The sequence below is a fragment of the Oceanobacillus kapialis genome (assembly GCF_044790185.1).
Classification (GTDB): Bacteria; Bacillota; Bacilli; order Bacillales; family Amphibacillaceae; genus Oceanobacillus_B; species Oceanobacillus_B kapialis.
On sequence record NZ_CP085256.1, the window covers coordinates 2298382 to 2317314 of the forward strand.

Annotated in this window: 20 protein-coding genes; 3 read left to right on the top strand and 17 right to left on the bottom strand. The window is 39.1% G+C overall.

Annotated features, from left to right (window positions below):
- Window positions 1-64 precede the first annotated feature (64 nt).
- The 5 genes from LG273_RS12055 to LG273_RS12075 all read right to left on the bottom strand — a co-directional run bounded on the left by LG273_RS12055 (window position 65) and on the right by LG273_RS12075 (window position 4079).
- Window positions 65-1618, bottom strand: a complete 1554-nt coding sequence (locus LG273_RS12055) for a polyamine aminopropyltransferase (protein ID WP_379560647.1) — start codon at window positions 1616-1618, stop codon at window positions 65-67.
- 104 nt (window positions 1619-1722) lie between these two features.
- The gene (locus tag LG273_RS12060) at window positions 1723-2118 is read right to left on the bottom strand and encodes a DUF350 domain-containing protein (protein WP_379560554.1); all 396 of its coding nucleotides are present in this window, start codon (window positions 2116-2118) and stop codon (window positions 1723-1725) included.
- A gap of 15 nt (window positions 2119-2133) precedes the next feature.
- Window positions 2134-2769: a DUF4247 domain-containing protein gene (locus tag LG273_RS12065; RefSeq protein WP_379560553.1), complete on the bottom strand. Its 636-nt coding sequence runs from the start codon at window positions 2767-2769 to the stop codon at window positions 2134-2136.
- Between the two features lie 118 nt (window positions 2770-2887).
- Window positions 2888-3553: a PspA/IM30 family protein gene (locus LG273_RS12070; protein WP_379560551.1), complete on the bottom strand. Its 666-nt coding sequence runs from the start codon at window positions 3551-3553 to the stop codon at window positions 2888-2890.
- Window positions 3554-3566: 13 nt separating this feature from the next.
- Window positions 3567-4079 carry a DUF4178 domain-containing protein gene (locus LG273_RS12075; protein ID WP_404453884.1) on the bottom strand — a complete coding sequence of 171 codons (513 nt, stop codon included), beginning with the start codon at window positions 4077-4079 and terminating at the stop codon, window positions 3567-3569.
- A gap of 143 nt (window positions 4080-4222) precedes the next feature.
- Here LG273_RS12075 and LG273_RS12080 point away from each other — a divergent pair, with 143 nt between their 5' ends.
- On the top strand, window positions 4223-5320 hold the full coding sequence (locus tag LG273_RS12080; protein WP_379560549.1) for a M24 family metallopeptidase: 1098 nt from the start codon (window positions 4223-4225) through the stop codon (window positions 5318-5320).
- A 53-nt stretch (window positions 5321-5373) separates the two neighbouring features.
- Here LG273_RS12080 and ald read toward each other — a convergent pair whose 3' ends face one another.
- Both ald and LG273_RS12090 read right to left on the bottom strand, forming a co-directional pair.
- Window positions 5374-6492 (bottom strand): alanine dehydrogenase, encoded by a 1119-nt coding sequence (gene ald / locus LG273_RS12085; RefSeq protein ID WP_379560548.1) that lies wholly within the window; start codon window positions 6490-6492, stop codon window positions 5374-5376.
- A gap of 312 nt (window positions 6493-6804) precedes the next feature.
- The gene (locus LG273_RS12090) at window positions 6805-6966 is read right to left on the bottom strand and encodes a hypothetical protein (RefSeq protein ID WP_379560547.1); all 162 of its coding nucleotides are present in this window, start codon (window positions 6964-6966) and stop codon (window positions 6805-6807) included.
- 175 nt (window positions 6967-7141) lie between these two features.
- Here LG273_RS12090 and LG273_RS12095 point away from each other — a divergent pair, with 175 nt between their 5' ends.
- Window positions 7142-7570: a universal stress protein gene (locus LG273_RS12095; protein WP_379560546.1), complete on the top strand. Its 429-nt coding sequence runs from the start codon at window positions 7142-7144 to the stop codon at window positions 7568-7570.
- An 83-nt stretch (window positions 7571-7653) separates the two neighbouring features.
- Here LG273_RS12095 and LG273_RS12100 read toward each other — a convergent pair whose 3' ends face one another.
- From LG273_RS12100 to LG273_RS12120, 5 genes are all read right to left on the bottom strand, one after another.
- Window positions 7654-8835 carry an acetate kinase gene (locus tag LG273_RS12100; RefSeq protein ID WP_379560545.1) on the bottom strand — a complete coding sequence of 394 codons (1182 nt, stop codon included), beginning with the start codon at window positions 8833-8835 and terminating at the stop codon, window positions 7654-7656.
- Window positions 8836-8841: 6 nt separating this feature from the next.
- Window positions 8842-9828 (bottom strand): class I SAM-dependent methyltransferase, encoded by a 987-nt coding sequence (locus LG273_RS12105; RefSeq protein WP_379560544.1) that lies wholly within the window; start codon window positions 9826-9828, stop codon window positions 8842-8844.
- A gap of 157 nt (window positions 9829-9985) precedes the next feature.
- A complete protein-coding gene (gene tpx, locus LG273_RS12110; protein ID WP_379560543.1) occupies window positions 9986-10486 on the bottom strand; it encodes a thiol peroxidase in 501 nt (166 codons plus the stop codon).
- 152 nt (window positions 10487-10638) lie between these two features.
- Window positions 10639-11091, bottom strand: coding sequence for a GerW family sporulation protein (gene ytfJ, locus LG273_RS12115; protein ID WP_379560542.1), 453 nt, complete (start codon window positions 11089-11091; stop codon window positions 10639-10641).
- A gap of 24 nt (window positions 11092-11115) precedes the next feature.
- The gene (locus tag LG273_RS12120) at window positions 11116-11688 is read right to left on the bottom strand and encodes a DUF2953 domain-containing protein (protein ID WP_379560541.1); all 573 of its coding nucleotides are present in this window, start codon (window positions 11686-11688) and stop codon (window positions 11116-11118) included.
- A 149-nt stretch (window positions 11689-11837) separates the two neighbouring features.
- On the opposite strand from LG273_RS12120, the gene LG273_RS12125 reads away from it, so the two are divergent.
- Window positions 11838-12638: an NAD kinase gene (locus LG273_RS12125; protein WP_379560539.1), complete on the top strand. Its 801-nt coding sequence runs from the start codon at window positions 11838-11840 to the stop codon at window positions 12636-12638.
- A gap of 27 nt (window positions 12639-12665) precedes the next feature.
- On the opposite strand, the gene LG273_RS12130 is transcribed toward LG273_RS12125, so the two are convergent.
- From LG273_RS12130 to ezrA, 5 genes are all read right to left on the bottom strand, one after another.
- On the bottom strand, window positions 12666-14270 hold the full coding sequence (locus tag LG273_RS12130; RefSeq protein WP_379560538.1) for an amidohydrolase: 1605 nt from the start codon (window positions 14268-14270) through the stop codon (window positions 12666-12668).
- Window positions 14271-14420: 150 nt separating this feature from the next.
- Window positions 14421-14621: a small, acid-soluble spore protein, alpha/beta type gene (locus LG273_RS12135; RefSeq protein WP_379560537.1), complete on the bottom strand. Its 201-nt coding sequence runs from the start codon at window positions 14619-14621 to the stop codon at window positions 14421-14423.
- A 93-nt stretch (window positions 14622-14714) separates the two neighbouring features.
- A complete protein-coding gene (gene thiI, locus LG273_RS12140) occupies window positions 14715-15917 on the bottom strand; it encodes a tRNA uracil 4-sulfurtransferase ThiI (protein WP_379560536.1) in 1203 nt (400 codons plus the stop codon).
- Window positions 15918-15923: 6 nt separating this feature from the next.
- Window positions 15924-17063 (bottom strand): cysteine desulfurase family protein, encoded by a 1140-nt coding sequence (locus LG273_RS12145; protein ID WP_379560535.1) that lies wholly within the window; start codon window positions 17061-17063, stop codon window positions 15924-15926.
- A 141-nt stretch (window positions 17064-17204) separates the two neighbouring features.
- A complete protein-coding gene (gene ezrA, locus LG273_RS12150; protein ID WP_379560534.1) occupies window positions 17205-18896 on the bottom strand; it encodes a septation ring formation regulator EzrA in 1692 nt (563 codons plus the stop codon).
- Window positions 18897-18933: the final 37 nt, after the last annotated feature.

Below are 18933 nucleotides of genomic sequence, written 5' to 3' on the forward strand. Positions count from 1 at the left end.
TCTCTCCTTTTCATTTAGTCTCTCATTTAATCTTCTATAAAGAGTTCTCTATTCCTTTACCCGTTTAGTAATTTTCCCATGCACGTTCGTAAATTTGAATTAAGTGAGGATCAATTAGCGTATTTGGAGTAAGCTCCTTTTTCTCTCCGTCAGCATCTAGAATACTTCCATCTTCATCCTTGCCAAAATGCGTTAAACTTCCTAGCATCTCTTCATCCAAAAATCTGGTTTCAGGCTCTATTGTAAGATTTTCAAGGTTAATCGGTTTCCTACTAGCCATCACAAACCCCCAATTACCAAAGCTTGGGACATCTACATGTAAATTCTCTGTGTTCAAACCAGTAGAGGCAATCGTTTCAGAAATTGTCCAGTAAACCTCTGTAGCAAAAACTGGACTAGTGGACTGTACCATCATTACCCCTTCTGCTGTAAGGTGATTTCTCACTAAAGAATAAAATTCCTTAGTATAAAGCTTATTTAAGCTTTCGTTGTTTGGGTCAGGAAGATCTACAAGTATAACATCGTACCATTCATCACTTTTTTCCAAAAATTCATAAGCATCCTTGTGGTGCACTGTTACTTTTTCATTTTTTAAGGCACCATCGTTAAGATTTAATAGTTGTCGATTGTTATTGGCGAGTTCTACCACAGCAGGGTCAAGATCAACGAGGGTGAGAGACTCTACTGTACCGTATTTAAGTACTTCTTTTGCAGCTACGCCATCCCCTCCACCTAGAATTAGAATGTTTTTCGGTTCTTGCCCAAAAGACATTGCAGGATGGACTAATGTTTCATGATAGCGATATTCATCTGTCGAGCTTAGCTGTAACGAGCCATCCAAAAACAACCGAACATCGTTCTGATCTTGTGTCAAAATAATCTTTTGATAATTGCTTTGCTCCATATGTACAATGGGGTCTTGGTAAAGCTTTTGTTCAAAGGTGAATGCAAGTTCTTCTCCAAAGAACAGTCCAAGTATTAATGCCAGTGCGATAACAATCCCACTTACAGCATGTACGAAAAAGTGACGAATCTCTTTACGGAATAGCCATAACACAACTAAAGCGACTGCAACGTTAATACACCCAACTAAAAAGGCAGATTTAACCATGCCAAACTGGGGGCGTAGTAAGAAAACAAATAGCAAGCCACCAACAAGACCACCAGCATAGTCCGAGAATAGCACTCTTGCAGTACTTCGATTAAGGGAAACCCCTATTTCATTTGCCTTTCTAATTAATATGGGTAGCTCAAAACCAGTTAACGCACCTACGAGTGTAGTGATAAAATATAGATAGAAGGCATCTGTTCCTTCTGGTGCAATTGCCGTAATGCCGAACATAGTAAAACTGGAGAACCCACCTATAATAGCAACGCCAAATTCTACCCATATAAACGAAATAATAAGGTTTTTCATCACTTTTTCACTTAAGCTTGCGCCAATACCCATTCCTGTTAAGAAAAGTGAGATGGTTAAGGTATATTGTTTCACCCCATCCCCTAATATATAAGAACCTAACGCCCCAAATAGCACTTCAAATATAATGCCGCAAATGGACACAATCCCTGATGCCCAGTATATAATATTACTTTTCCTCATTGCTGCATCCTTCAATATCGATCACTCCATATTCTTACTTCTACGGAAAAAAATTTGGCTTCCGCGTAAGATCACGTCGGAAGCCACTTTGAACTTTATTACATTACAGTTGCTGTGCAATATTAAGTGATGGAAGCACCGATGACTAATGCTAAACCAATGGATACTGCCATCGAAATAATACCGACTGCAACATTATTCTCACGCAATTGCTCTTCTACTGAAAATTTTCTTGTAAACAAATCAAATACGCCATATGCGATCATTTGTAAAACAACCCCAAACAATCCCCAAATGATTGTTTCTTGAACCTCGATGCTGTGATAAATAGCAAAAGCTAAAACAATACAAATCCCGATTATCTTTCCTGCAATGGATAATGCGACAGCATGATTGCCACCTTCCACTTCATCCATGTCCTTGTATTTTCTAGTCATGTTTTCAAAAATAATAAGTCCGATTAATACAATGACGACTGAAATCGCAAAATAAATTAGTGTATCAATAAATGGTTGCATATAAAACCCCTCCTTTTATTTTCCTGTACCTGGTCCGCCCCCGCGGAATGTTCCACTTCCACGACTTGGTGTGCCATACCCTGACCCTGTATAGCCTCCATAACAATCTCCTGTTTGACAAGCACGCGCTCTTCGGTTACTCCATCCATTTCCGAGGAAGCTGTCAAGCAGTCGATAAGTAAAGTATGTTTGCAAAAAGCTTGGAGAGTAATTATTTCGGACAAACTCTTCACTGGCAACTTCGATTAAGATCACATTTTCGTCATTTTCACTATGTTTTAACGTTACAAAATCATCGGGGTATACCATAATTTGTTGGTTGTCCTTCTCCTCACTTACATTCTCTGGTTGAATGACAGAGGAAAACAAATCTACCAGCTCTTGTTTTGTAAAACGTTGTGTTGCAAAGATCTCGGCTTCGTATGTATCGCCATGTACTACATCAAGCAAAGGAAAATGCGCCTCAACTAAATCATCAATTTCATTGCTATTGTCAGTTTCTATTGCGGCAGTGAGGTCTGATTTGCTCGGTTCATCTGGCATATCTGCTGCGCTTACATTAGCATCCTGTTCCATCCCACCCGGACCACAAGCTGCCAATATACTTAACATTATGATTGCAATTACTAGTAACAGCCATTTTTTGAACAATACAATCCCCCTCTCTCTGTTTAGTAGCAATAAATGAATCCTGTTTCCACTCAGCATGCATGATAAAGAAATAAGCTGGCAGGAGCAGCTAGACTACTCCTACCTCTCATTCTCTATACTATTTTCCCATCTTTCTTTTTAGTTCTGCAAGTTCATCATCCACATCATTTTTACCCAAATCTTCAAATTCGTCATCCAATGTACGGCTTGCTTGTGACATGTCTTCACTTGTTTCAGCTTCTGCTTCAAATTGCATAACTTTCTCTTCCATGCGCTCGAATCCACGCTTAGAATCATCGCTACCGATGGAAGACATGGTACGATTCATTTTTGTTCTAGTCTTAGCTGATTCTGCACGTGCTTTTAAAGAATCCTTTTTCAATTTCATTTCTTGGTATTCTTTTTTCATTTCGTCTAACTTAGAGCGAAGTGTTGTAGCATCTTGTTCTGCACGCTTCCACGATTCATTCAACGTAGTTGCTGTTGTTTCATGGTCTTTCTTATCTTGAAGGGCACGGCGTGCTAAATCTTCATTGCCTGCTTCAATCGCCTGTTCTGCTTGACTTTGTCTTTTATCCACCATTGCCTGTGCATCATTAGCTTTTCTCTTCAACATTTTTTCATTCGCAATTTGCTTAGCAACTGCTGCTTCGACTTCGCGAATATCTTCTGCCATATCTCTCATAAATTGATCAAGCATTTTTACTGGATCTTCTGCTTTATCTAGCATGGCATTTAACTCTGAACTCACAACTGTTTTCATACGGCTGAAAAATTTAAACATATATAATCTCCTCCTATTTAGATCCTGCTAATATTTTTATTTCATATGCTTCAATGGAATAACCATGACTGGCCTCTATTTCTGTACCCCAAGATTCAAAGCTGAGATAGCTTTCCTCTGAACTGTCCATATACTCCGCATAGTGGGTTTCTAAGCCAGTTAAAGAAGTACTTCTTCCCTCTCCAGTAACCTTTGCCACTCCAGTTTCCTCTTGGTAGTAGGTGCGGTTCTCATACGTTATTTCTTTTGGATAAGGCTTTTGAATCGGCACTTGCACCTTGCGATAAATCCCCAGCTCCAGCTCGTCATCCATTTCCGCAGATAACCAAATGGTATCATTTCCTTCAAGTAATTGATAACCATACCATTCATAGCCACCATCTCTGTACGTTATTTTGCCAACAACCTCATAGTCTGTAAGATCATAGGTGATAATATCGCCAATTTGGATGGATAGCACTGTTCTTTCTTTAGGAGCGGGCGTATAGCTCTTTTTTTTGGAAAAGATCCTGGAAAATAGCCCCATTAACTCACCTCACATCATTAAAACTTTTGTTACTACTAGGTAATACGTGCTAAAAAGGATTTGGTTTCAAGAAATATTATTTTTTTACTTTTGCACTTCTTTGTTATACTCTATTATAACATTACATAAGAAGGAGTGCCTATATGACAAATCGAATCGATGCGTTGTTAAAAAATATGAAAGAACAAGATTTAGACAGCATGTTTATTACTTCGAAAGCGAATTTTTATTATCTGAGTAATTACTATACTGAGCCACATGAACGATTAATTGCAGTATATGTTTCCCATCACATGGATCCGCTTTTAATGGTACCCGCCATGGAGGTAGAAGATGCAAAGCAAGCTGGCTGGCAGTTTGACATTATTAGCTACCATGACCATGAGAACCCGTGGGAGCTCTTTTTTAAGAAGCTCAAGGCATCTAATCGAGTCCCAGTCTCTATTGGTCTAGAGCATGATCATTTTACATTAGAAAGATATGAAGCATTAAAGCAATACTTTCCTGATACAGTTATACGTGATGGCAAGGAAATACTGGCTAACTTAAGAGTTGTGAAAGATAAAAAGGAATACACGCTATTAAAACAAGCAGCAGCTCTTGCTGATTTTGGCGTTGAAACAGGCGTAAAAGCGATTCAAGAGGGCGTAAGCGAGTTGGAGTTAATTGCTAAAATTGAATTTGAGCTTAAAAAACAAGGCATCCAGGAAATGTCCTTTAATACAATGGCATTATCTGGTACAAAAACTGCTTCTCCACATGGGACACCGAGCATGAAAAAGGTCGAGAAAGGAGATATCGTCCTCTTTGACCTTGGAGTTATTTTTGAAGGATATTGCTCGGATATCACTAGAACTGTGGCTTACAAATCAATTACAGAAGAACAAAAAGATATTTATCAAACTGTACTAACCGCAGAACAAAAAGCGGTTGAAGCCTCCAAGATTGGCACCACTGTTGGCACACTTGACCAGATTGCCAGAGGACATATTGATGCTGCAGGTTATGGGGAATACTTTACACACCGCTTAGGTCATGGTCTTGGGATCGAAACCCATGAATACCCATCCATGCATAGTAAAAACACGCTCCCGTTAAATGCAGGAATGTGTTATACGATTGAGCCGGGCATCTATGTACCAGGAAAAGGGGGCGTTCGAATCGAAGACATGGTATTTATGACAGAAAAAGGTGCTGAAGTATTAACCGCCTATCCGAAAGAGTTACAGATTATTGATTAATATGTAGAAAAGCAAAAGCCTGCAGAATGTCTGCAGGCTTTTCCAATACTTTTTTATTTCCCTAATAAAGCATGAGCATCATCAAATTCAAGTCCGTGGGATGCGGCTACTGCTTCATATGTTACAAATCCATTTAATGTATTAACACCCTTGCATAGTGCTTCATTATCTAAACAAGCTTTTTTATAGCCTTTATTAGCAAGCTGCAGAGCATATGGAACCGTCACGTTAGTTAAACCAATTGTAGAGGTTCTCGGAACCGCACCAGGCATGTTCGCAACCGAATAATGCAGTACTCCATGTTTTGTATAAGTAGGATCGTCATGCGTCGTAATTCTGTCACTTGTTTCAAAAATTCCGCCTTGATCAATTGCCACGTCAACAATTACTGACCCTTCAGGCATTTGTTTCACCATGTCATCTGTTACAAGTTTTGGTGCTTTAGCCCCAGGTATTAGGACAGCTCCAATCACTAAATCGGATTCTGAAATAGCTAAACTTATATTAAGAGGATTTGATATCATTGTATTTATTGTCGAGCCAAAGATATCATCAAGCTGTCGTAGTCTTTCCGGGCTTAAATCTATAATTGTAACATCAGCACCTAATCCGACAGCAATCTTCGCCGCATTTGTACCAACAACTCCGCCCCCTATGATAGTGACTTTTCCTCTTTTCACCCCTGGTATGCCAGCTAGCAGGACACCTTTCCCGCCTTTAGGTTTTTCTAAAAATTGTGCACCAATTTGGGAAGCCATTCGACCAGCTACCTCACTCATTGGAGTCAGCAATGGCAATGAACGATTGTCCAGTTGAACCGTTTCGTATGCTATCCCGATTACTTTCTTCTCAATTAATGCTTTTGTCAATGCAGGTTCTGCTGCAAGGTGTAAGTACGTAAAAAGAATAAGTCCTTCATAAAAATAATCATATTCTTCTAGTTGCGGCTCTTTTACTTTCATTACCATTTCCTGCCGCCAAACATCTTTAGCAGTTTCCATAATTATTGCCCCGGCTTCTTTGTATTCCTGATCTGTAAAACCGGAACCCAAGCCTGCACCTGTTTCTACATATACTTCATGCCCCGCATCTGACAGTGTGTTCACTCCAGATGGCGCCATAGCCACCCTGTTTTCATTGTTTTTTATCTCTCTTGGAATTCCTATCTTCATAAACTTGACCCTCCAGTTCTACTTCAACAATAATGAAAGCACTTTCGCTATAACAGAATTATACTATATTATGTATCTAAACCTACAATACCAAATAAACACAAAAAGGGAAAGTGGAATAAGTAAAACTAAATTTGGTGGGGGTTTCCCTTCCTATCTCACCAAAAGTTAGTTGAACGAATCGGCCCTTTACTGGCAGTTGATCCCCCACTTAGATTGCTTGATTGTTTCCCGCTATCTTGAAGTGGGGGCTTACTGTCAGTTTAAGGCAGAATAAATCCATCTTGTAAGATGGATTTATTCCAACACTATTTAGTTTTTTCGGTTATTGAAGGTGTAAATATTTTTGTTGTTGTGCAGTTGTTCCACTACACCACTTTGATAGCTCTCATTTAGTTGATTTTGAACGGCGGCAACGCCTTTTTCATCTTCAAAAATATTTTCTGGAGAATTATCTTTCTTCTTTTTACTCAAGAATATCACCTCCATTTATATATTGCCCACAAGTTGGTATGTTATCTTACGTACTTCTTTCCAGTTAACCCAGTTAATTGCCTTACATTAATTGAATTTTTTATGAATTTGCGATTGTATAAATTGTGAATCCTTCTTGGAGGGTATATACTATAATAAAAAGGGGAGATTTAACATGGAATATAAAAACATCGTGGTAGCTGTAGATGGTTCACAAGCTTCTGAAAAGGCTTTCAAAAAGTCACTTGATATTGCGAAGCGCAACCATGCACGATTAATTCTTGCACATGTTGTGGACTCCCGTACCTTCGCTTCAGCAGAGGCATATGATCGTACGCTTTCTGAAAGAGCGGATAGCTATGCAAAAGAATTACTTGATACGTATGCTGAAAATGCCCGGAGTGTCGGAGTTACGGACCTGGTGCGTTCGGTAGCATATGGATCCCCTAAAGTTAAAATAGCAAAAGATATTGCGCAAGACTTTGATGCTGATCTAATTATATGTGGGGCAAAGGGAATGAGCGCTGTGGAAAGGTTTTTAATCGGCAGTGTTTCCGAAAGCATTACCAGATATGCAACATGTGATGTTTTAGTCGTACGTTAGAATGAAAACTATTTCATAACAATGGACACATATAATATAAAAAAAGGTTTTGCCATTAGTAATTGGCAAAACCTTTTCAACCATTAAGCTAAACGCATTGTATCACGAGCAATCATAACCTCTTCATTTGTAGGGATTACAATTACTTTTACTGGCGAATGTGGGTAGTTAATGAATTGGTCCTTACCGCGAATTTGGTTAAGGGCAGGATCCCAATATACGCCCATAAATTCAAGGCCGTGCAATACTTTTTCACGAATTGTCGCACTGTTTTCTCCAACACCTGCAGTAAAGATAATGGCATCTACTCCAGACATTTTCGCTGCATAGGATCCAAGGTATTTGTGAATACGTCCAGCAAATACTTCAAGGGCAAGCTCTGCACGCTTGTTCTCTGATGATTGTTGCTCAATATCACGAAGATCGCTTGAGAAGCCAGACAATGCAAGCATTCCACTTTCTTTGTTTAACACGTGCATTACTTCTTCAGCTGTTTTTCCTGTTTTCTCCATAATGTATGGAATAAGTGCAGGGTCAATATTACCAGAACGGGTACCCATCGTTACACCAGCTAGTGGCGTGAAGCCCATGGATGTATCAATAGACTTTCCACCTTGAATAGCTGCAATACTTGCTCCATTACCCAAATGACAAGAGATAAGTCTTAATTGTTCAAGTGGAACACCCATTAATTCAGAAGCTCTTTGTGATACATATTTGTGAGATGTACCATGGAAGCCATATTTACGAATACCATAATCTTCATAGTAATCATATGGAAGACTGTAAAGATAAGATGATTCTGGCATCGTTTGATGGAAGGCTGTATCAAATACTGCTACCATCGGTACGTTCGGTAGAATTTCTTTAAATGCGTTAATTCCTGTTAGGTTAGCAGGGTTGTGCAATGGTGCCAGCTCCGAAACCTCTTCAATACTACGGATTACTTCGTCCGTAAGCTTTACTGAATCACTGAATTTTTCCCCACCGTGAACCACTCTATGGCCGATAGCGTCTAACTCATCAAGAGAATTGATAACACCAGTATCTGTTAATGAGGCTAATAACTTCTTAACAGCTTCTTCGTGGTCTGGGATATCTCCGACAAATTTATCCTCTTTATCTTCTACCTCAATGGTAAAAACAGCCTCAGGAAGACCAATACGTTCTACTAACCCTTTTGCCAACACTTTTTCGTCAGGCATTTTAATCAATTGGAATTTCAAAGATGAACTACCAGCATTAATTGCTAATACATTACTCATTGTTGCTCACTCCTTATTATACGTTTGGAACCAATTATTCATTTGTCCTAAAATATCGGCCATTGCATTCGTGTTTTTAAAAGATGGCATTTGTGCCAGCAATGGCTGTTTTGGTGGACGAGACTCCTGCGATTTCTTTTGCAGAAGGAGAATACTTTTTACATTCTTTTCCGATTTAAAGACACTTTCAGGTAATCGTATCACTCCAACAATATGGGCATATTCTTGAATAAAACGGTGCAGCTTGTCCGATTGATCACTGTCAAACAGAAAATCAGGAACGACATAAATCATATAGCCGCCTGGTTTAGTATAGTTTAACCCTTGCTCAATAAAAAGATGGTGGGCATAAGAATGACCTTCATCCGCTTTTAACTCATAGTTGGCTGCTTGAAAATCATCAGGATAGTAACCAACTGGTAAATCTGCAACTACTAAATCCACAGGATCTAATAGAAATGGTCGAATGCTGTCTTGATGGAAAAATTCAATTTGTTTTTCCTGTAAATTAGCATTCATCACGGCAAGCTGGATTAACGTAGGATCCACTTCTGAAGCAAATGCTTCAACTGGCTTATCTAATCGATCAAGCACAGTTGTCAGCAAATTCGCTGTTCCACTTGCTGGATCAAACACGCGTACCTTTTCATTGGCTAACATTACTTTCTCTGCAAGATACCCAACAATTAATGAGACGGTCTCTGGTGTCATCAAATGCTGTTGCTGTGTAGAGTCCTTCATCCCTTTTAGCATTGCCAACTGAGTAGCCTTGCGAATTTCATCCTTTGAGAAATTGGCTAATTCAATATCTGCTAGGGATTCTTGTAATTTATGTGAAATGATATCATCTTGGTCCTCTGGTATTTCTTGCAAAAACAAAAGTTCCATTGTAATTGCTAAGCTGTCCAGATATGTCTCATCTCGTTGCTGTTGAATAAGGTCTGTTGTCTGGTCCAGCCATTCATATAATAGCTCTACATTCGATTTCCCCATTACAATCCTCCATTCGTTCCTAAAGCGTTTCTATTGTACCAAAACAAATGGTTATGTACAAAGCAATGGTAGCTTATTTCACCTATTATGATAATTGAAAGAGTTTTCACAGTAAAAATCTCTCTCGGCTCTAACAAGCGAGAGAGATTGGAGTCGATTATTCTGCTTTTCGGGCAGCATCCAATGCAGCGTCATAGTCAGGATGGTTGCTTACCTCGCTGACATATTCAACATATGTGACGTTGTTGTTTGCATCAACAACAAAAATCGATCTCGCCAACAATCGCAATTCTTCTATCAAAACACCGTAGTTTTTCCCAAAATCAGCATCCCGGTGATCAGATAGCGTGTCAAGACTGTTAATCTCATGTTTGTTGACCCATCTTTTCTGTGCAAAAGGGAGATCCATACTAACTGTTAGTACTTTGACATTACCTATCTTATCTGCTTCATCATTAAACCGTTTTGTTTGATCAGCGCACACTCCAGTATCGATAGAAGGTACAACACTGATAAGTTTTACTTTCCCATCATAATCGCTAAGGGATACAGGCTTGAGGTCATTACTAAGCACCGTGAACTCGGGAGCTTTGTCTCCTACCTTTACTTCTTTTCCGATTAATGTAACAGGGTCTTGATGGAATGTAACATTTGCCATATGAAGCATTCCTCCTAAATAATTGTATTCCCTTAGTATTATGAATCTAAATAAAGGTCCTGTCCAACAATATAGGCCAAGAATACCTAAGAAATTATTGAAAGCCATTACATGTAAAGTAGTTTACTTTGTTCCCATGTTACTTGTACCAACTAAATATCATATTGTGATGGCGAATCCTTTTGCTTTTTGGATTGTTGTTCCTTTGGCTTTTTATTTTGGTTGGATTCTTTAATAATTTGTTGCACTTTCTCTACTACCTGTGGTGCAAAATCAAGCATTTTTTCGTAAATATGGGTATGTTGATCAAGGTGAACCATCTTTATCCCTCTTTCACTGACTATTAAAAATGCCACAGGTGTAATTGAAACACCTCCACCACTTCCCCCGCCAAATGGTAATTCCGCATCACTATCACCTTGAGATTTTCCACTACTAAATTCACTTCCACCAGCTGCAAATCCAAATCCCAATTTTGAGACTGGAATAATAACACTTCCATCAGGTGATTCAACAGGATCACCAATTATTGTGTTTACTTCGATCATATCTTTTAAATTTTCCATCGCAGTAGTCATTAATCCTTGAATTGGGTGTTCTTCCATAAATGAGCAACCTCCTTATTGGTTTTAGGTCGAAATGGCTTCTCCCTTTATTGCAGTATTTTTTATTGTATAAACGAGAGCGTGAATAGCTTGCCCAATTCTTAGAGATGCAATGCATTCAAATCTCGTATAATAGCATTGCTGTTGAAAATGTGGAATAACCCTTATTACAGGCTTACATTTCATTGTACTTTGTTGTACGAAATAACAAGTGATAGCACCTTTTATTGACCATATACCTCCTGCAATGAGGCCTGTGCTTGCCGCCTCTCCTGTCCCTCCTTCCGTATGCCAGACGAGTTTATGAAAATACAAGTGACGCAGCACCTTATTAGCTGACTTTCCCAGTTCTTTTACCATATCGAATTCTCTTCTTAATATATCTTTCATAGTCGAAAAGGATAGTTGGATAGGTTCACGATGTGAGGTTGATTCTAGGGGAATCTGTTTACGAAAGATGCAGATACGAAGCACATTAATGCGTAGTTCCACCCTTCGTTCATCGGTTGTGTAGATAAGCTTTACAGTAAGATAGATACGGGTCAGTAATAACAGAATAATAATGATCAAAATGACAATGGCAATAATCCAGACCATAATAAGCCTCCTTCCGTACATTTGGTTAGCTATGACTATTTTGCTACAGGTTTCCAATTTTACTCTTGAATTGTCACTCTTTTTGGTGAAATCGTTCCAAGATGGTATGATATAGGTGTATTTAATCCGCATGGGAGGTATGGAAAGAAATGGAGCAGCGCCGGAATATCTTTTTTTACTACAAGCAGGATGAGGAATTACAGAAAAAAATAGAAGCATTATTTAACCTTGCTAGAGAAAATGGCTTTAACATTGTAGATGACCCAATGCAGGCTAATATTATAGTGAGTATTGGTGGAGACGGCATGTTCTTACAGGCTGTCCGAAAAACTGGTTTCCGTGATGATTGCCTTTATACCGGTATTACACGTTCTAATGAGTCTGGTCTCTATTGTGATTTCAATATGGATAACTTTGATGACATGTTGGACAAGATGAGGCATGAAGAGATGGAGGTTCGTCGTTTCCCTGTTATTAACGTCGAGGTTAATGGTGAAACATCCTTTGAATGTCTTAATGAGCTTAGTCTTCGTTCCACGTTAATTAAATCAATTGTTATTGACGTGGAAATTGATGATATGCATTTTGAAACATTCCGCGGAGACGGCTTAATTGTAGCAACACCTACTGGCAGCACCGGGTATAATAAATCAACAAACGGGGCAGTCATTGATCCTAAAATTCCTTGTTTCCAGGTATCAGAACTTGCATCTATTAACAATAACCGGTACCGGACACTTGGTTCTTCTTTTGTATTAAATAACGACCGAAAGTTATCCCTTAAAATTATACAGGACGGGAATGATTATCCTATCATTGGTTTGGATAATGAAGCATATTCCATTCGTAATATCCGAGATGTAAACGTATCTCTAAGTGATAAAGCAATTAAAACCGTGAAGCTAAAAAACAATTCTTATTGGGAACGCGTAAGAAGAACATTTTTATAGTGTATTTTGCAGAAAAAGCCCCATCTCCTACTTTGGAGATGGGGTGTTTTGGTATACAATCTCTCCATCTATGACAGTCATGCTTACGTTAATTGCATGGATCGACTCTGGTGCAACTTGAAAAATATCCTCTTCTAGTATCGTAAAATCTGATGTGAATCCAGGCAAAATCTTTCCTCTCGTTTCCTCTTGGTTAATCGCATACGCACTGCCCGAAGTATATAATTTCACTGCCTCAAAAACACTCAGGCACTCTTCAGGGCGATATACCTTATGGTCAATACTAGACCTCCTTGTCACAGCTGCTTCAATACCCAATAAGGGCGAAACTTCCTCAATTGGTGCATCTGACCCACCTGCACATTTTACACCTTCATCAAGTAGAGTTTTCCAAGCATAGGACAAGGCAAGACGTTCATTCCCTATTCGATCAATGACCCACGGAAAATCGGAAGCGACAAAAGATGGTTGAATATCAACAACTACTGGTAGCTCTTTGAGCATTTTCAAAGAATGCTCATTTAATATTTGACCATGTATAATTCTGTCTCGTGCCCCATTAGATAGTGGGTGCTTTTTAATAAGTGATGTTATTGCATCAACTGCTTGGTCCCCAATTGTGTGTACAGCAATTGGCAACCCATGTTCTCTCGCTTCCATGACAAGTCGTTCAAGATCTTTTTGATTATGAATTGCAACGCCTTTATTTCCTCTTTCATCAGCATATTCTTCTGTTAACCAGGCCGTTCTACCTCCAAGCGCCCCATCAGAGAAGATTTTTACTGCGCCTAGCTCAACATACTCTGTTCCAGCTAAATATCCGAGACCTTCTGCAATCATATTTCTCATAACTTCATGGTGTACAAGTAAGTGTGCTTTAAATTTACGATCTTTCCCATCTATTGCCCGATTGAATGCTCCAAATGTCTTTAGAAAGCCTCCATAATAATTCAAATCCTCACTGTGCCCGCCTACTAGCCCCTTGGACATTAAGTCATTTGTTGCTATTTTGATAACCTGCTCAAGATAATCCTGGGCAACATCTGGCATCGCTTCTTTAATAAGTTCCTGCGCCGTATCAAGTAAATAGCCAGTAGTCTGGCCTTGATCATCCCGTACAATGATGCCACCTTGAGGATCAGGCGTTTTTTCCGTTACCCCGGCAAGTTCCATCGCTTTAGAATTTGCTAAAATTGCATGTCTACACACTCTTGACAACATCATCGGGTTATTGGGACTGATTTCATCTAACACATTTTTGTGAATAATGGAGGGATCTTCCCATTGATTCTCATTCCAGCCTTCTCCAATAAGCCATTCACCTTCAGTAAGGTTTTCTGTTCGATTTTTCAGCGCCTCTACTACTTCAGTGGCAGATTTCATTTGGGATAAATCCAACCGCAATAATTTTTCTCCGTGACCTATAATATGTAAATGGCTGTCCACTAACCCTGGGAGCATGGTCCTTCCATGAAGATTCTCCTCCCGTTCAACGGACGTAGCATATGTATGGTACAGCTTCTCATATGTCCCGATCGCCTTAATTATGCCCGCCTCTGTATATACAGCTTCAACCGCTAACCCTTCCTTTTCCATCGTATAAATATTTCCACCAAACCAAAGTACCCCCATGGATGCTCTCCCTCTCTAAATTGATTCTTACGTTTACTTTAAGAATCTTTTTTCAATTAAGCAAGTGATTCAACCTTACGTTGGTCGATTCTATCTATATATAAAGGGCTGCCCATATCGGACAGCCCATTTCCATTCATTATGAAATTGTTATTTCATCCCGCCAAATTGCTGTTCAGCCATTTGTACAAGACGCTTCGTGATTTCTCCTCCAACAGAACCGTTAGCACGAGAAGTAGTATCGGCACCAAGTTGTACACCAAACTCGCTAGCGATTTCTGTCTTCATTTGGTCCAACGCTTGTTGAACCCCAGGGACTAATAATTGGTTTGAAGAATTGTTATTTGCCATGTTAGTTCACCTCCCTTGGTAACTATAGAATGTGTTACGAAAGGGGAAAACATACATATGGAAAACTGGTATTTATTGGCCGTTACCTATTGCTTAAAATAAATCCTCAAATGCCGGTTCCATTGCTGTATCTGCAGTGATTCTAACCTTCTCGATACCCATTACCGCTTCTTCAATAAGATCTGAGAAATCCTTAGTCGATTCATAGTAATTTGCTTTTTCTCTTTTTGGTTTCGTTTTAGGTGATTTTGGAACAAAGATTGTACAACAGTCTTCATAAGGCAATATAGATGTCTCGTATGTGCCAATTTGTTGCGAAATTTGAATAATATCTGACTTATCCATCGTAACAAGCGGGCGTATGACAGGGTAATTTGTCACTTCATTTATCGTGTTCATACTTTCCATCGTTTGACTTGCAACCTGCCCTAGGTTTTCACCCGTAGTCATCGACAAAATTTCTTCCTGTTCACATACCCTCTCACTAACACGCATCATCATACGACGCATAATAGTCATCGCATAGCCATCAGGCATTTGTTTGAATACTTCCTGCTGCAGTTTTGTAAAAGGAACAACATGGACATTGATAGACCCTCCAAAAGCGGTAAGCCGTTTAGCTAAATCCATTACCTTTTGTTTAGCCCGATCACTTGTAAAAGGAGGGGAATGAAAATGAATGGCCTCAAGTTGCACGCCCCGCTTCATTGCCAAATAGCCTGCCACCGGGCTGTCTATCCCTCCTGATAAGAGGAGCAAGGATTTTCCTGATGTTCCTACTGGCAAACCACCTAATCCTTTTATGACGCTTGAAGTAACATAGGTTGCTTCGTCTCGAATTTCCACTTTTATTTCTAAGTCAGGGTTATGCACGTCTACTGTAAATCCCTCTGTATTTGATAATAGATGACCACCAAGAACTTGGTTTAGATCTTGTGAACGAATAGGAAAATTTTTATCAATTCTTTTAGCCGTTACTTTAAACTTCTTTACATCTTTGCTATTTTTCAATGCAAATAGAGCGGCTTCCTTTACAGCTTCTGGCTCATTGTTCACCTTTATTGCAAGACTAAGACTCTGAATCCCGAATATGTCTTTACATTTTTCGATAATTGGATCAGGGTCAGCACCATTTAGGATAATAAACATTCTGCCCTGTGTACGTTTTACTTTCACATTCGGAAAAGCTCTTAGCCTTTGTTGAATATTCTCCTGTAATTTAAGAATAAACTTTTTAATATTTTTGCCTTTTAATGCCATTTCTCCATAGCGAATTAAAATATGATCGTATTGCATGATTATCTACTCCATAACTTTTTTAAATTGACGAATTGCCTGCTTTAGCGTCTCAATAAACTGGTAAATCTCCTCTAGTGTCGTTTCATACGATAAACTGACTCGTAATGCTGATGTCGTTCGATCCTTCGTAAATCCACACGCCTTTAGTATTTTACTTGCATCAGCTTGTTTAGAGGAGCAAGCAGACTTAGTGGAAATATAGATTTCTTTCTCTGCTAACATATGGATCATTACTTCTGGCTTTGTCCCTGGCACAGAAAAGTTAACAATATGGGGGGCACCATTATTTGGTGTGTTTACAATCACTTCTGGTATTTCCTGTAACGCTTCAAAGAGAACATTTCGTATCTCATACATCTGGTCAAGTGTTGTTGTCTCCTTTTCCTTGATGATACGTAAAGCTTTTACCATTGAAACACTTCCTGCAACATTTTCGGTACCTGAACGCAGGTTTCGCTCTTGTTCCCCACCATGAAAAAGAGGAAATAGCGTGGTCCGATTGTCGACATATAAAATTCCCGTACCTTTCAGTCCATGAATTTTATGACCTGACATTGTACATAAGTTGATTCCAGGGTGGGATAGAGATAATGGTACTTTCCCTACACCTTGAACATTATCTATATGAAAGAATAATTTCGGATGCTTGGCAGCAATATCAGCAATTTCCTTTGTTGGCTGAATGCTTCCCATTTCGTTATTAACATGCATAATGGTAATTAATATGGTATCCTCCCGAATCGCCTGCTGTACATCCTCAACAGCTACAACTCCTGATTGATTTACAGGTAGGTACGTAACATGAAAGCCAAGTGTCTCTAAGCTTCTACATGCCTCTAATACAGATGGGTGTTCAATCTCCGTAGTAATAATATGCTTTCCTCGTTGCTGATGTTGTAAAGCAATCCCTTTAATTGCCATATTATTTCCTTCGGTTCCACCAGAAGTGAAGACCACTTCTTCCTGCCTCACCTTTAACAGCTCTGCTGCTTGTTTTTTTGCCATATGAAATAACTGTTCTACTTGCCCACCAAGTGGATGAATGGATGAGGGATTAGCAAAATAATTGCTTGATATTTGTTGAAAACTAGTTAGCACAGTTGGGTCTGGCAATGTGGTGGCACTATTATCTAAATAAATCATGGTACAGACTCCTTATATTCAACCCTGTTGTTAAAATCGTTTTATCTAAACACAGAAGAAAAGGATATTTCTATAATATCCTTTTCCTTTTAAACCTTATTTATCCTGCATGTATCGTGCCGTATAACCTACTAACAACGTTTAGTTCGCAGTTAATTGATATTCTTCAATCCGCTTTAAAGCACCAGGCTCAATTTCTTCTATCGCCTTAGCTGCCTGCTCTAATGCTAATTCGTATTCATAGGCACGGAATAAGCGCTCTGATTCAGCAAGCTTTGCTGCCAGCAATGGATACTGACTACGGTAACGGTTTGCATACTGAATAACCTGTTCGGTAAGAAAAGCCTGTTCTAGCATCATATCTGTTTGTTCTGCAACTTGTTCTACCGCACTTGCTGCTTCACTTAAAGCCTGCTGAACTTCTGTCATATCTAATGGCTGTTTTTCTAATGTCTTTATCACACGGTTATTTTTCTCTGTAGCCGACTCCATAGAATTCCAAATAAAGGTTGGTATTCCAGGTACATTACTCTTCTTTAATTTACGTTGTATATCATACAATTGGTTGCGCATTTCCGTCAACTTTTCTTTCGCTTCAAGTTCGTCCTTCCGTAAGTTACGGATACGCACCTTGAAGGCTTCGTGATTTTCTTTCATTTCCTCTAACTGCCTGTATCCTTCTTCTACCATGTCGCGAAGTTCGGAGTGAGATGCTTTGTCATTTGTCATCTTGTCAGATAATTCCTCAAGCTCCGCCGTTAGCTTCCCAATTGATTTTTCCAAAGCCATATATCGCTCCATATCACCGTCTTCAAAGTAATAAGCTTTCTTTAATTGCTCCACTTCAGACGTGGTCTCTAAGAAGGCTTGATTCATGTCCGCGACAGCTTGTTGATACCCTGGCACCTGTGTATCGAGATAGCTTTTAGCTAAGGCTTCTTTTTCTAAAAGCTCGTACATTTCCTTTATCCGTTCTTCTATCTCTTCAACTATTCCTTCGACTTCTTCGGTATCGCCTTTTTCCATTGCCTCTACCACACTAGCGAGACGCTCTTGATATGTACGTATCTCCTTTTCAAATGCCAGATGATCAACATGGTAGCCTTCTTCTCGCATCTCTTTTAAACCCGCGAATAATTGATCTAATTGTGCTGGCAGCTCTTGCTTGCATTTTTTATATAATTCAGGGAAAGCATCAAACTTTTCTTCAAGTTCATTGATTTCCATTTTCAGTTGATCCACAATTTGCTTGGCTTCCATATAATCGCCTGAGTCTGTGGCCTGCTCATAAGCTATCGCTTTTTCTTGTAGTACATCTAATTGTTTATCGAAGTATTGTTCTGCTTTTCCATATTGATAGCGATTTTGTGAAAGGGACTTTTTCATACCTCTTATTTCAGGCTTCAATGTGTCCATTTCTTTTCGGCTTAGTTCCTCTGACTCAATAAGATTATCTACTTCAGCTAAAAGCTTCTCAATATTTGCTTCGATCCCTTGCAGGACTTCTTCTACTTTATTTAAAATCTTTTTTGCTTTAGAAAAACGATATTTGTCGGCAGCCTCTTCTGCATCGAACAAATATTCTTCAATATCAGGAAGCTCTTTTGTTAATATACGCTCCCAGCGTTCCTTCCAGGATTCAAACTTGTCTTGTGTTTCTCCAGACAAATTTAGCGCTTTAATCCTCCCTAGCTGTGAGGCAATATTGCGGCCCATAATATCCATTTTCCAGGCCTCATAACGATCCACTACATCGTAAACGCGTTTTCTAAGTATAAGACCAATAATGATTAAGGTGATGATAACTAGTACAATTCCTATGAAGTATGCCATAAAATGCCTCCTAACTATATTCCTATTTAAGAGGATG

What these genes read in the sequence shown, in the direction of transcription:
- LG273_RS12125 (WP_379560539.1), top strand. Translation starts at nt 11,838, where the DNA reads ATGGAGCAGCGCCGGAATATCTTTTTTTACTACAAGCAGGATGAGGAA.
- LG273_RS12105 (WP_379560544.1), bottom strand. Translation starts at nt 9,828, where the DNA reads ATGGGGAAATCGAATGTAGAGCTATTATATGAATGGCTGGACCAGACA.
- LG273_RS12075 (WP_404453884.1), bottom strand. Translation starts at nt 4,079, where the DNA reads ATGGGGCTATTTTCCAGGATCTTTTCCAAAAAAAAGAGCTATACGCCC.
- ezrA (WP_379560534.1), bottom strand. Translation starts at nt 18,896, where the DNA reads ATGGCATACTTCATAGGAATTGTACTAGTTATCATCACCTTAATCATT.
- thiI (WP_379560536.1), bottom strand. Translation starts at nt 15,917, where the DNA reads ATGCAATACGATCATATTTTAATTCGCTATGGAGAAATGGCATTAAAA.
- LG273_RS12070 (WP_379560551.1), bottom strand. Translation starts at nt 3,553, where the DNA reads ATGTTTAAATTTTTCAGCCGTATGAAAACAGTTGTGAGTTCAGAGTTA.
- LG273_RS12130 (WP_379560538.1), bottom strand. Translation starts at nt 14,270, where the DNA reads ATGGGGGTACTTTGGTTTGGTGGAAATATTTATACGATGGAAAAGGAA.
- LG273_RS12060 (WP_379560554.1), bottom strand. Translation starts at nt 2,118, where the DNA reads ATGCAACCATTTATTGATACACTAATTTATTTTGCGATTTCAGTCGTC.
- LG273_RS12100 (WP_379560545.1), bottom strand. Translation starts at nt 8,835, where the DNA reads ATGAGTAATGTATTAGCAATTAATGCTGGTAGTTCATCTTTGAAATTC.
- LG273_RS12145 (WP_379560535.1), bottom strand. Translation starts at nt 17,063, where the DNA reads ATGATTTATTTAGATAATAGTGCCACCACATTGCCAGACCCAACTGTG.
- ald (WP_379560548.1), bottom strand. Translation starts at nt 6,492, where the DNA reads ATGAAGATAGGAATTCCAAGAGAGATAAAAAACAATGAAAACAGGGTG.
- tpx (WP_379560543.1), bottom strand. Translation starts at nt 10,486, where the DNA reads ATGGCAAATGTTACATTCCATCAAGACCCTGTTACATTAATCGGAAAA.
- LG273_RS12095 (WP_379560546.1), top strand. Translation starts at nt 7,142, where the DNA reads ATGGAATATAAAAACATCGTGGTAGCTGTAGATGGTTCACAAGCTTCT.
- LG273_RS12135 (WP_379560537.1), bottom strand. Translation starts at nt 14,621, where the DNA reads ATGGCAAATAACAATTCTTCAAACCAATTATTAGTCCCTGGGGTTCAA.
- LG273_RS12080 (WP_379560549.1), top strand. Translation starts at nt 4,223, where the DNA reads ATGACAAATCGAATCGATGCGTTGTTAAAAAATATGAAAGAACAAGAT.
- LG273_RS12120 (WP_379560541.1), bottom strand. Translation starts at nt 11,688, where the DNA reads ATGGTCTGGATTATTGCCATTGTCATTTTGATCATTATTATTCTGTTA.
- ytfJ (WP_379560542.1), bottom strand. Translation starts at nt 11,091, where the DNA reads ATGGAAGAACACCCAATTCAAGGATTAATGACTACTGCGATGGAAAAT.